3 protein-coding genes are annotated in these 14,286 nt (G+C 67.0%); 2 read left to right on the forward strand and 1 reads right to left on the reverse strand.

All coding sequences use genetic code 11. The features are described from left to right. The coding region (locus DWF00_RS29315; protein WP_181832909.1) for a hypothetical protein at nt 1-10,906 on the reverse strand (10,906 nt) is incomplete at its 3' end. A 1,006-nt stretch (nt 10,907-11,912) separates the two neighbouring features. On the opposite strand from DWF00_RS29315, the gene DWF00_RS04290 reads away from it, so the two are divergent. Next, nucleotides 11,913-12,188 carry a hypothetical protein gene (locus tag DWF00_RS04290; protein WP_114832636.1) on the forward strand — a complete coding sequence of 92 codons (276 nt, stop codon included), beginning with the start codon at nt 11,913-11,915 and terminating at the stop codon, nt 12,186-12,188. Between the two features lie 145 nt (nt 12,189-12,333). Continuing rightward, on the forward strand, nt 12,334-14,151 hold the full coding sequence (locus DWF00_RS04295) for a hypothetical protein (RefSeq protein ID WP_147283843.1): 1,818 nt from the start codon (nt 12,334-12,336) through the stop codon (nt 14,149-14,151). Nucleotides 14,152-14,286: the final 135 nt, after the last annotated feature.

A 14,286-nucleotide genomic window follows, 5' to 3' on the forward strand; every position in this document is an offset into this window, starting at 1 on the left:
CGCCCGAGGTCGGGTTCGGCCCGGCGGTGACCGAGCCCGAGCCCAGGGCCACGTCGCCGGCATTGCTCGCCGTGGCGCCGAAACCGACCGCCGTGCTGCCGTTGCCAGACGCCGTGCTGCCCGCGCCAGTCGCGGTGCTGTTCTCGCCCGTGGCCTTGCTGCCGGAGCCCGTCGCCGTGGCGCTCTTGTTGCTGGCAACGGCAGCAAAACCGGTCGCGGTCGCGTTGGTGTCCGTCGCCGTGGCGCCGGCGCCGACCGCGGTCGACTGGACGGCGCTGGCGTTCGACGAGGTGCCCAGCGCCGTGGCGGAAGCGCTGCTGGCCTGGGCATTGTAGCCGGCCGCCAGCGAGTTCTCGCCGGTCGCCTTCGCCCCCGAGCCGAAGGCCGCCGCGGACGGCGCGCTCGCGACTGATTGGAAGCCGGCCGCGATGCTGTTGGTGCCGCTCGCCGCCGCGCCGTTGCCGAGCGCGGTCGACTGGAGGCCGCTGGCATTGGCCAGGACGCCGAAGGCCGACGACCCGATGCCGCTCGCAGCGGCCTGGTAGCCGACCGCCGTCGCGCTCTGGGCCGAGGCCGACGCGGATTCGCCCGCCGCCAGCGAGTTGGAGCCCGTCGCGCCGTCGTTGTCGTAGTTCGAGCCGGCGCCCTTATCGGAGGCCTTGACGCTGTAGTAATGCGTCAGCTTGCCGTTGGTGCTGTCGAGTGCCGCACCCAGGGCGTAGAGCTGCGAGCCGTTGATCGCGTCGGTGGAGTCGGTCGTGATCCGGCCGGCCGCGACATTGGTGATCTGCCGCTCGGCACCGAAGGCGCCGACCGAGACCACGCTCGTCGGCAGCGTGCCGGCGAAGCCGGTCAGCACCACCGAACCGCCCGGGAACACGATCGTCGCACTCGAAGTCGGGTTGGCAGCAGCCGTCACCGAGCCCGCGCCCAGAGCCACGTCGCCGACGCTGGCCGCCGCGACCGAGCCCTTGCCGATGGCGATGCTCTGATCGGTCGTGGACGTGCCGCCGACCATCGCCAGGCTGTACTTGCCGTTGGCGAGGGTCGTGTAGTTGACCCCGTCGTCGCCGCCGCCGAGCGCGGCAGCGCCGAAGCCATTGGCCTGGGTGCCGTTGCCGAGTGCGACCGCGTAGTCGTTATTGGCCTGCGCCGCCGCCTGGATGCCGCCGCCGACCGCCGTGCTGTAGCGGCCAGTCGACAGGGCCCGCGCGCCGACCGCCGTCGAGACTGCGCCCGAGGCCTTGGTGCCGACGCCTGCGGCCATCGCATCGGCGCCGGTCGCGCCGTCGTTGAGGTAGTTCGAGCCGGCGGTCTGATCGGTCGCGTTGACGCTGTAGTAATGCGTCAGCTTGCCCGCGAATGTTTCGATGGCGCTGTTGGTGGCGAAGAGCTGCGAGCCGTTGATCGCGTCGGTCGAGGTCGAGGTGACCTGGCCGGCCGCGACGTTCTGGATCTGGCGCTCGGCGCCGAAGGCGCCGACCGAGACCACGCCACCCGCTGCCGGCGCACCGCCGGCATAAGTATACTTGGTGCCGTTGATCATGCCGTCCGGGGTCGCGACGGAAGCCGCCACCGTCGAGGCATTGCCGAGCACCACCGCGCCGTCGAGGCCGGCAGCGATCGTCACGGTGTTGCCGACGACGAAGGCGTTGTTCGAGGCAATGTTGTTGTTGTTGCCGAACGCGTAGGAGCCCGAACCGGAGATGATGTTCGGATCGCCGAAGGCGCCCGAATTCGCGCCGGAAATCTTGTGCCCCGTGCCAACCGCGATCGAGTTCGCGCCGGAGACGAGGTTGTCGTAGCCGATACCGATCGCCTTCGTCCCGCTGATGGTGTTGGCCGTGCCCACGCCGACCGCATAGTCGCCCGACGTGATCGCGTTGTTGCCGAAGACCAGCGAGTAATTGCCCGTAGCGTTCGCGCCGCCGGCGCCGATCGCCGCCGAGACGTCGCCCGTCGCCTTGTTGCCGGTACCGAAGGCTGCCGAGTTGTAGCCGGTTGCCTGCGTGTCCGCGCCACCGACCGCCGTGGAGTAGGCCCCGCCCGCCAAGGCGTTTGCGCCGGCCGCCAACGAGTTCCCGCCCTTCGAATTGGCGAGGTAGCCGATGGCGGTGTTGCCGCCGTCGCCGGTGGCCGAGGCGCCGACACCGACGGCCATGCTGGGGCCGAACTGGCCGGTGCTGACCGAGTCGGAGCCGATCGCAATGTTGCCGCCGGCATTGTTGCTGAAGCTGTAGGCGTTCTTGCCGAGCGCGATGCCGCCCCACTTGCTGGAGTTGCTGAAGTCGGCGACGGCGTTGGTGCCGATCGCGACCGTGTCATGCGCGACGGCCCGCGCGCCGTCGCCCATCGCAACACCGCTGGCGCCCAGCGCCTGGGCATTGGTGCCGGCGGCCAGCGAGTTCAAGCCGATGGCGCCGTCATTCTCGTGGTTGGCCTGGATCGTGCCGCCGTCATTGACGCTGTAATAGTGCGTCAGCTTGCCGGTGGTCGCCTCGATGGCGCTGTTGGTGGCGAAGAGCTGCGAGCCGTTGATCGCATCGGTCGAGGTCGAGGTGACTTGGCCGGCCGCGACGTTGGTGATCTGGCGCTCCGTGCCCACGCCGCCGACCGAGACCACGCTCGTCGGCAGGGTGCCGGCGTAGTTGTAGGTCACGCCATTGATCGCACCGCTCGCGGTCGCATTCGCAGCGGCCGTCACCGAACCTGCGCCGAGCGCGACCGCGCCGGCATTGGTGACCACCGCGCCGTTGCCGAGCGCCGTGCCGAGCGTGTTGGTGGTGTTGGCGCTGAGGAAGGTGCCGCCGGCATCGGCATTGTCGCCGAACGCCGCGCCGCCGCCGCCCGCCTTGGCGCCCGGCCCCATCGCGACCGAACCGGTCGCGATCGAGCCCGTGCCGATGGCGATGGCGTTCACGCCGCTGGAGGCGGAGTTCTTACCGAGCGCGATGGCGCCGGTCTTGCTGGCCTGGGCGTTGTAGCCCATCGAGATCGCATAATCGGCAGTGATGTTCCGCCCGGCATAAGCGCCAAGAGCGATGTTGTTGGAGCCCGTCGTATTGCCTCCGGCACCGGAATTAGTGATCGGGAAGCCGGCGCCGGTGGCCGAGCCGATGGCGATGTTGTTGCTGCCGGTCACACTCTGACCCGCCTCGGAGCCTAGGGCGACGTTGGAGCTACCGTTCACCTTTATGCCGGTCTGGAAGCCGCCAAGCGCCGTGTTGTTGGAACCAGTCGAGTTGGCGCCCGGGGTGTAGCCACCCACGGCGACGTTCCAGTTGCCGGTGCTATCGCCGAAGGCGTTTCCACCGATACCGACGTTGTTGCCCTGAACCCCGCCCTGATTGGCTCCAACCTTGGAATTCTGGCCGGCTTGATAGCCCATGAACACATCGCGGTAGCCCAGCGTCGCATTAGTGGCCGCGTTCATGCCGACGATGGTAGCGCCCGAGTAGCTGTTGGGATTGACGTTGGTTGCCTGGTAGGCCGCATTGGCTCCGATCAGCGTGTCGAAACCGCCGCCGGTATAGCCGACGCCGGCATTGAGGCCGACCGCCACCGTGGCCCACGAATTAGACTGGGCGTTGGCACCGATGGCCACGCCACCGCCGAAGTAGTTCTGATTGGTCACGACGGCATTCGCGCCAATGGCGATGCCGCCCGAGGCCGTAACGTTAGAAGCCGAGCCGATAGCGATCGTGCCACGATGGACGCCCTGAAAATCCGTCCCTCCCCCAGCCGTTGCCCCGGTCCCGACAGCGACGTCGTTGGCGAAGGTGGCCGTACCGTTGGTCCCCGCCGTGGCGCCGAAGCCCTGAGCGACGGAGCCGTTGCCATAGGCCGCCGCGTTGACGCCGCTTGCGACGGAGTTCAGCCCCTTGGCACCGTCATTGTTGTAGTTGCCGCCGATCGTGCCGCCGTCGTTGACGCTGTAGTAGTGCGTCGTCGCCGCCGCCACGCCGGCCTTGAGCTGGCTGACATTGACCGCATCGCTGTCGGCCGTGCCGGCCGCGACGCCGGTGATCTGGCGGAAGTAGTTGTTGCTGGCATCGCCGACCGCGACCGCCGCGAGCGTGCTCGTCGTGGCGTTGATCGCCAGGATGTCCGCGGCGCTGGCCGTCGGCGGCGCATAGCCGGTCACGCCCTTCGCCGTGACCGAGCTCGAGAACGAGCCAAGCGCCACCGAGTCGGCGAACACGGCCTTGGCGCTGTTGCCGATGGCGACGGCGTTGCTGTCGTGGACATCGACCTTGTTGCCGAGGCCGATCGCGTTGGTCACCCCGGTGCCGATGGTCGAATCCTGAGCGATCAGGATGTTGCCGGCGGTGTTGTTCTGGACCGTGTTGCCGATGCCGCCGATGAAGCTGTTGGAGTTGTTGTCGTAGATCTTGTTGTTCGCGCCCACCACGCTGAGCTGGCTGTTGCCGGCCCCGAGCTCGTTGCCGAAGCCTTCGACGCTCACCTTCGTGTTGGTGCCGCTGGTCAGCTTGTTGCTGGCGCCGGAGATACTCAGCAGGCTGTTGTTGTCGCCGCCGATCGCGTTGTCGCGGCCGATCAGCTGGATGCTCTGGTTGTTGGCGCCCTCGACGCGGTTGTTGTAGCCCAGATTCTGGACGAACGAGGGGCCCGTGCCAGCGCCGGTGCTGCTGATGAAGTTGCCGTTGCCGATGTTCTGGACATTGTTGGTGCCGTCGCCGTCGACATAGTTCTTGGTACCGAACTGCTGGACGTTGGTGATCGTGCCGATGCTGCCGATCAAGTTGTCGCGGCCGATCTGCTGCAGGTTGCTGCCCTGCACCGTATTGAACCTGTTGCCGAAGCCGTAGGCCTGGGTGTACGAGGTGTTGGTGGCGCCGATCTGGTTGTCGCCGCCCACCAGCACTACGCCGGTCGCCGAGCCCGTCGGCGTCACATTGTTCTGGTAGCCGGTCACATAGCCATAGCTGGTATTGGCGATGACGTTGTCGACGCCCGTGACGGTGCTGTAGCTCAGCGCCGCGATGCGGTTGCCTTCGCCGGACACAGCGACTGTGTTGTTGCCGCCCTGAACCTCGTTGCCGAAGCCGGAGACCGCGACGCGCTGGTTGCCGCCCCCTGTGACCCTGTTGTTATCGCCGACTAGAAACTGAAGGGTGTTCTGGTTTCCGCTGATCTCATTGAACCCGCTTAGCAGGTTGCTCGAGTTCTGGTTGCCGCTGAGGCTGTTCTGGCCGATCAGCATGGTGCTGGAGTTGTTGCTGCCAGTAACGTTGTTGCCGGCGCCGACGGCGTATACGATGTTATTATTGGTCCCGCCCATGGTATTATTCGAGCCAAGAGCGAGAAGGTTGGCGTTGCCGACACCGGGACCAAACGTGTTGCCGTTGCCGACCGCCACCGAGGCGGTGGCCGCCACGTTGTTGCCCACGCCGAGAGCGGTGGAACCCGAAGCGCCGACCGCGTTGCTGGAGCCGAAGGCCGAGGCGTCCTGCGCAATGGCAGCGATCGTATTGCCGTAGCCGACCGATGAGCTCCTATCGCCCGCGGCCACGGCATTCACGCCCGCCGCAAGCGAATCGGCGCCTTGCGCGCCGTCATTGGCGTAGTTCGAGCCAGCGCCGGTCTGAGCCGACTTGACGCTGTAGTAATGCGTCGCGCTTTTGGTGACCAGTTCGTTGGTGGCGAAGAGCTGCGAGCCGTTGATCGCGTCGGTCGAGAAGGCCGAGAGCGTGCCGGCCGCGACATTGGTGATCTGGCGCTCGGCGCCGGCCGTGCCGACCGAGACGACGCTGGTGATGCCGGTGATGCCGGCCGCTGGCGTGGCGCTGCCCGCGATCACGTAGGTGCCGGTGTTGACGGTACCTTCGACCGAGCCTCTACCCAGCGCGACGCCGCCGGCGACGCTGGCATTGGCCGACTCGCCGATCGCGGTGCCGCCGTTTGTCGCGGTCGAGAAGCCACCGATCGCGATCTCGCCCTTGCTGGACGAGCCGGACGTGCCGGCGACGGAGAAGGCGCCGAGCGCGATCACGGTGGCGCCGGTGCCGCCGACATTGACCGTGCCGCCACCGATTGCGATGCCGTTGGCGCCGCCGGTGCCGCCGGTGCCCATCACCGTGGAGGCGTTGCCGATCGCGACCGAACCCGACGTGCCGGCGCTCGAGTTGTTGCCGAGAGCGACCGAGCCCTGGCCGAGAGCCACGTTGGTGTTGCCGATCGCGACCGCGCCATTGGCCGACATGGAGCCGTCGGCCTTCCCGGCCGCGACGTTGTTGGCGCCCGACGTGACCGCGCCGGTGCCGTTCGAGATGTTCGGATCGCCGATCGCGACCGCACCGTCGCCGATGGCGGTGTTGCCGACACCGATCGAGACCGCCTTGCCGCCAAGCGCGTTGGCATTCTGGCCGATGGCGACGGCGCCGTCGGTCGAGGCGTTCGAGTTGGTGCCAATGGAGATGGCGTTGTTGACCGGGCCGTTCGTGCCATTGGGATTGCCTGCACCCCAGCCGATCGAAACGTTGCTGTCCCCGGTGACGAGTGCGCCCGCACCGATGCCGACGCCGACATTCTTGCTGCCGTTGGCGCCGATGCCGGAATCGCCACCGAAGAATGCGTTGAAGTTGCCCTGAGCGCCCTGGCCGGCGAACGAACCCACAGAGGTGTTGGAGTTGCCGTTGACGCTATCGCCGGCCCCTTGGCCGATGGCGGTGTTGCCGTCACCCGTGGAAGCCCGGCCAGCGCCGGCTCCGAAGGCGGAGAGCCCGTTGCCGCTCGCCCCGCTGCCTGCCTGCCAACCGACCGACGTGCCTTGCTCGCCGGCGGCGCTCGCCTGGGCGCCCATGGCCACCGAGTTCAGTCCTGCCGCCAATGCGTCCTTGCCAACCGAGACCGCCGCGCCGCCGCTCGCGCTGGAATTGCCGCCGACCGCGACGCCGTTCACACCCGTCACAGTCGCCGCGTTGCCGACCGCCGTGCCGTTCTCGACGGCGACGGACGACAGATAGCCAAGAGCGGTCGCATATTTGGCGTTAGCCGTAGAGAAGCCACCTACGGCGGTCGACCCCCATTGCAAGGCCTTGGCATTGCCGCCGACCGCGGCCGAACTCTGGCCGGCCGATTCCGAGAAATTGCCGATGGCGATGTCGGTATTTCCATGCGCGTTCGCATTCGTGCCGAAGGCCGACGAATCCGTCCCCTTGCCCTTGGCGCCCCAGCCGAAGGCGTTGGCTCGGAAGCCTTGCGCAGCCGAATCCTCACCGACCGCGGTGTTGCCCTGGTTATTGGCGATGGCATTCGAGCCGACCGCGAGATTAGAGCTCAATCCGCCGGCATTTGTGGTGTAAGGCTGCTTCCCGCTGGAGCGGATCGGGAAGTCGATCGCGCTGACCTTGGTGTTGATCTGGTCGAAGACCTGCTGGACCGAGGTGTAGCTGCTGACGCCGGCATAGGTGAACTTGCCGCCGACCGCACCGGTCGAGGAATTATAGGTGACGCCGGGGCCGAAGGTGCTGGCGACAGTGGTGCCGAGGTTATTCAGCGAGGAGCCGACTGCGAAGAGCTGCGAGCCGTTGACCGCCTCGGTCGAGGCGGCGGTCAGGGCGCCGGCCGCGACGTTGGTAATGCGGCGCTCCGTGCCGACAGCGCCGACCGAGACCACTGCGGACGCAGTGGTGGCGGCGATCGTGCCGCCGTTCAGCGAGTACGGGCCGCCGATGCCGATCCCATTGCCCGTCAACGACCCCGCGCCGAGCGCGACGGAGTTGGTGCCGATGGCGGAGGCGCCGGAGCCGATGGCGACGGCGCCAGTGAGCGTCGCCTGCGCACCGCTGCCTGCGGTCGAGCCGCTGCCGATGGCGACCGTGTTGTTCAGCGCCGCGTTGGTGTTGCTGCCGATCGCGATGCTGTGCTCGATCGAGGCGGAGGCGTTCTGGCCCATGGCGATCGAATAGTCGCCGCCGGCTGTGGCGGAGGGGCCGATGCTCGTAGCACCGAAGCCCAGCGCCTTGGCATTGTAGCCGACCGCGGTCGAGAAATCTTCCGACGCGCTCGCGCCGACGCCGGCGGCGAGCGAATTGGGGCCCGCCGCGCCGTTGTTGTTGTAGTTGCCGCCCTTCGTGCCGCCGTCATTGACGCTGTAATAATGCGTCGTTGCGTTCTCGATCGCCTTGTTGGTCTGGTAGAGCTGCGAGCCGTTGATCGCGTCGGTCGAGGTCAGGCTGATCCGGCCGGCCGCGACATTGGTGATGGTGCGCTCGCCGCCGGCCAGGCCGGTGCCGACCGAGACCGTGCTCGTCGGCAGCGTTCCGGCGAAGTTGTAGGTGGCGCCGTTGATCGTCGTGCTGGCCGTGCCAACCGCAGCCGCCGTCACCGAACCCGCGCCGAGCGCGACGGAGTTAGCATTGTTGGCGACGGAATTGATACCGAACGCAACCGCGTTTGCCGCCAGCGCCCGCGCACCGTTCAGCGAGTCGCCGCCGCCGATCGCCACCGTATTGTCGGCGCCCGCATTCGCGTTGCGGCCGATGGCCACGGCCTGCAATCCGCTGGCCGAAGAATTCCAGCCCTGCGAGATCGCATAATCCTTGTTCGCAACGCTGAAGGAGCCAATGCTGATCGCGCCAGTGCCGCCGGCCGTCGAATGGGCACCCAGCGCCGTGGAGTTCCCGCCCGAGGCCACCGCCAACTTACCAAAGGCGACAGAGGTCTGGCCGGTGGCCTGGGAATCGACGCCAACCGCCGCGCTCGTGGCGAACGCCTGGGCGCGCGTGCCGATCGCGACGGCGTCCTGGTTGGTCGTCTTTGCGCTGTCGCCGATGGCGACCGTGCCCTGGAAAGCCGCGACGGACTGGTTGCCGATCGCCACCGCGCCCTGGCCGGTGGCCGTGTTGCTGGAGCCGAGCGCGACGGCGCCGAGGCCGGTCGCCGTGTTCGTCGAGCCGAGCGCGGCCGCGCCGACGCCAGCGGCGGCGTTGGTGTCGCCCATCGCGAGCGCGCCGGCCAGGCCATTGCTGGCATTGGCGTTGTTGTCGCGGCCCATGGCGACGGAGGCCGTGCCGGCCGTGTTGGGATCGCCGATGGCGACCGAGCCGTCGCCATTCGCGACGTTGCCGGCGCCGATCGAGACCGACTTGCCGCCCTTGGCGACCGCGGCGTTGCCGATGGCAACCGCGCTGCTGGTCGAGGCCAGCGCGTTATAGCCGACCGCGATGGTGTTGTCGGCAGTGACGCCCTGCCCGGCCTGGGTGCCGATGGCGATGGTGTTGAGGCCCACGATGTTCTGCCCGGCGCGCGCGCCGATTGCCACGGCGCCGATCTCGGTCGCGCCGACGGCGCCGGAAGCCGTGACATTCGAACCTGCGGCGCGGCCGAAAGCGATGTTGCCGGTGCCGGTGACAGTGCTGCCGACGCCGCCGCCGCCGATCGCGATATTGGCGCTGCCGGTGACGTTTTCGCCCGAGTTGGAGCCGATGGAGGTGTTGTTGCCGCCGGTGACATTGTCGCCGGAGTTGGAGCCAAGGGCGGTGTTGCCTTTGCCTGTGACGCGTTGGCCGGTGAGCTGGTTGCCGATGGCGGTGTTCGAGTCGCCGACGACAAACGTGCCGACGCCTGCGCCGATGCCGATATTGTTCTGGTTGGTGGCCGAGGTGCCCCCGTTCGCGCCCGCACCAGCGCCCACATAGATATCGCCCGTGGTCGCGGCGACGGCGCCATTGCCCATGGCGATGGCGTTGGTGCCGGAGGCAACCGCCACCGGGCCGACCGCGATGCTGTCGGTCCCCGTTGCGGTCGAATCCGCCAGCACCGAATTGGCGTGGAAGTACTTGATGCCCTTCGCGTTGATGTTGTCGATCGCAGCCGCGACGTTGCCGACGCTCGTCGTGCCGCCGGCCGCGTTGTAGGTGGTGAAGGTCGGCGCGGTATAGGCGCCCGTCGCCACGTTGTAGGCCGCGCCGCCGCCGAGCGAGGTCGCGGTGTTCTGGGCGATCTGGTTGAGCTGGCTGACATTGACCGCGTCGGTCGCGGCCGAGCCGGCCGAGACGTTGGCGATGCGGCGCTGAGCGGCGCCCGAGCCGACGGAAACCGCCGAGGCCGGAGCCGCCGTGCCGGTCGCATAGGCAGTGCCGGTCGGAAGCACGGCGGCCGAGCTGTCGCCGAGCACGACGGCGCCAGCCAAGCCGGTGCCGATCGTGACATTGTTGCCTAGAATGAAGGTGTTGCTCGATGAGGTGTTGTTATTGTTGCCGAAAATGAACGCGCCGCTTACCCCAGAGGCAATATTCACACTGCCCGCAGACGCGGCCGCATTACCGAAGGCGCCGTTGTTGGTCCCGGCGACATTGTAGTTATTGCCGACGGAGACGGTACCCGAGCCCGTAGCAACGGCCTGCCCACCGATCGCAATAACATCCTGGCCGGAAGCGTTGGCGCCCCCGCCCATCGCAACCGCGTTTCCAGCGCCCGTCGTGCTGAAGGCAGTCGTGCCGTAACCAATGGCGATCGTATCGGCGCCGCCGCCAATGGACGTCCCGGTCGAAGACGCGCCCGACCCGAATGCTATGGCCCCGGTGCCCGTTACCGATTTTGCCGTGGCGACTCCGCTGCCAGACCCAATAGCGGTTGAACCACTCCCCGTCGAAGTCCCGCCACCCGTAGCATACTGCGCCATCGCCACGGTCGGCACGAAGATGCCCATGGCTGCGAGCGCGGCTGCGACCGCGGCGCCTCGTCCGAGCGTGCCGATCCGTCGCCTCTCGCCCATGCCGAGAATGCGGAAGGCGATGCGGAAGATGGCGGCGAGCCGTCGCCGCTGCGACTTGCTCATGGAGCTCCGGCGGCCGCCATGGGCGAGCAGGGCTTCCTGATAGAGATTGGGCTGGGCGCTCGAATCCGACTGCACTTCCAGGCCATTCAGCATCGACGACATCGTTCCACTCCGGGACCGTCCCTGACCCGTCCACCCCCTCTCGGGGCAGGCGGGCCTCTTCTGGATCGTCGCCACCGCCTGGAAGCCGCCTTCGGCTTACGTTTGGTTAGGCAACAACCCCCATACCGACGGAATTCGGACAGAGTCCGACTCAGACGGATGCCGGACTCTGGGAGAAATCGTGGCGGAGAACGAGGTAGAAAAGGGACACACGGATGTATGTCTGGGACATTCCTGCGCCGAATACGGCTTCTGCGGCGGGTGTCACGCTCTTACAACACAGATTGATATCATTACTATAAAACTGTTCTTGTCTCAATTGCGGATCTGGCACACCAAGACGTTAATTATGTTTAAGTGTCAGAAACCTGCCATATTCGGCCATATCAACCGCAGATGGCATCGGATTGAGTCAGGCGCGAAGTTCAACCGCGGACTGCTCGCCCCGCGTGCACGCGGTGTGATTCATATCGACACGGGCTAGGGGGTGACGAGTGCACGAATCGCCCCGTCATAGGGAGCGAAGCGAGGCAGCCCAGGGACGTGGAGCGAGGCCCGCCGGCTTGCTTCGCCGCGCTCGCAATGACCGGGCAAGCTGACGTTACGGTAACCAAATCCCCGAGGCTCGCAGCCCGGACTGCCGTGCCGCCGCCGGGACCGCGCGGCGACCCGCCATTACCTCTCGATCTCGTGAACGCCGCCGCCCCGGCTCGCTCCGGCCGGCCTGGCGGCAACAGCCGGAATCGGCCCGAAATCTCGGGGAACAGCCCAATAGCAGGCCATTTCCGGCCCATCGCCCGACCAATTGTTACGTGAACAGAGCCGGATGTTACAGTAACAAGGCGGCCGGCAGCGTATGCTGGGCTCGACAGTTAAACGCCGTAGGCTACGTATCGTTACCCATCGTTCGACGTTGCTGGTGTTCGCGTTCCAATGAAGCGCCCTGGATAATATTCCTATGTGTTTGTCGCTATCGACGTCGAATGCTTCAGCGGAATCAGAGCCCATGCGAAAGACGGCCCAGACCTTGCAAAGGCCTGATTGGCAGCGCGGGATCCATCGCATCGGGCAGAGGCGGGACAATCTCGCCAAGCCGATGACCGCCTTTGTGGCGATGTGCCCGGACTTCCGCGAAACCTTGGAGCTTTATGACCATGCCTGCCTAGCGTTCGAATTCTGGCTTTCCCAATCGGGCGATTCGGCACAAGAACTTCAGACGGAGTATTCTGACATGTGCGAAGAGATGCTGCAGGACATATTGAGATTCTTTCCTCAGGATTGAACCTGCCTCGGGATTGAACCTGAGCTCCGATCTTCACAACCCGTCGATTACATCAATTCGATTTGATTGCTGACCCGCCGTCGCCGACAATGAGAGCGGGGCCGTGACCTTTTTAAAGTCGCTTGCCGATGATTTTGGAATGAGCATGACCGCGAAACCCGATCCACTCGATAAAGACGCCAAGCTGGCGGCGCTCGAGCGCCTGCTCGCCGATTCGGCTTTTCGCGTCTCGCAGCGCAACAGGAGCTTCCTGCGCTTCGTCGTGGAGGAATCGCTCGCGGGCCGCAGCGACCGGATCAAGGCCTATACGATCGCCGTCGACGTCTTTGGCCGCGGCGCCGATTTCGACGGCATGCTCGACCCCGTCGTGCGCATCGAGGCCGGGCGCCTGCGCCAGGCGCTCGCCAAATATTATGCCGAGGAGGGGCAATCGGAGCGGATCCGGATCGGCCTGCCCCGCGGCGGCTACACGCCCGCCTTCGAGCTCGTCGGCGAACCTGAATGCCCGTCGCGCGATGTCGAAGCGCCCGCTCCGCCCCCTCCGGCTCTGCCCGAGCCCGCCGCGGTCTCGTGGGCGTTTCCCCAGAGCGCCATGCGCGCAGCCACGATCGCCCGCGGCGCGCCGGCGCCCGCCCGGCCGCCCAGGTTCCTGGCAAAGGCGGCCGGCTCATGGCGGATCGCCGCCCTGGCCGGGCTCGCCCTGCTCGGGCTTGCCACCCTCGGCACTGTCGTCGCGAAGCGGATCATCCCCGATGAAGACGCCTTCCAGTCGCCGATCGTGATGATCGCGCGGCCGCAGGCGCTCACCGGCGACGCCCAGACTACGGCGCTCTCGCGCACGCTCGCGCAATCGCTGCCCGCGGCCATCGCCCGCTTCGAAGGATTGACCGTGGTCGCGGCAAGGCCCGACCAGCCCGATCAGGACCTGATCACCAACACGCTCCAGCGCGAGCTGGCCTCGCGGCGCATCTACCTGGTCACGACCAGCGTCAAGGTCGATGGCGGCGGCGCCCGCGCGCTCTGGCAGCTCATGGACGGCCGCACCCAGGCGCTGCTCTGGTCGGCGACGATGGACACCTCCTTCGCGCAGAACACCACCGGTGCGGTCGAGGACGAGACGGCCCAGAAGATCGCCCGCGCCCTCGCCTCGCAGGGCGCCGCGATCTCCTCCTTCGAACTGCGCGCGATCCCCGACCCGATCCCGCCCGGCTATGCCTGCGTGACCCGCTCGCGCCAGTACATCGCCAACCTGACCGACGCGCAGCGCAAGCTCCTGGCCGAATGCCTCGAGACCACCGTCGCGCAGACGCCGGAATATGCCGAAGCCTGGGCGATGCTCGCCTATATCTACGTCGACGAGAGCCGGGTCCGGATCGACGTGCCGGAGGTCTCGAAAGCCGCGCTCGCCAAGGCGGAGGCGGCCGCCGCCCGCGCCGAGGCGCTGGCGCCGTTCTCCGCCCTGACCCAGCAGGCCATCTCCACCACCGCCTATCAGAAGCGCGATCTCGCTCGCTTCGAGACGGCGGGCCGCAGGGCGATCGCAATCAACCCCAGCGACCCCAACCTGCAGGTCATCCTCGGCAACAGGCTGTTCCTCCTCGGGCGCTACGATGAATCCATGGCGGTGCTGAAGCAGGCCATCGCGAGCAGGCCCGCCCCAGTAGCGACCGACAACGTCAACATCATCTACGACCTCTACCGCCGGGGCGACTATGCCGGGGCGCTCGCGCTGGCCGACAAGGCCAAGATGCCCGGCTATTTCGCCTACTGGCTGGTGATCGCCGCGATCCACGGCCAGACCGGCAACACGGAAGGGGCCGCCGACGCGTTGAAGCGGCTGAACGCCATCCGCACCAATTACGGCGCGGTCATGCGCGCCGATTTCCGCAATCGCGGCATCCCGGAAGCCTTCATCGACCAGGTTGCGGACGGGTTGCGCAAGGCGGGCATGCCGGTTGAGTAAGCGCCTGTTTCAACCCTGGCGAGCTTGGACCCGCGCCGAGTGAAGGATAGGCTCGCAATTCATGACGTATGGGCAGCTTGACTTAATCATCAGCAGATATTCAGCTTCCGTTCAGCGAAGCCGTGGCATCAATTA

The sequence above is a fragment of the Allobosea caraganae genome (genome assembly GCF_003351345.1).
GTDB lineage: Bacteria > Pseudomonadota > Alphaproteobacteria > Rhizobiales > Beijerinckiaceae > Allobosea > Allobosea caraganae.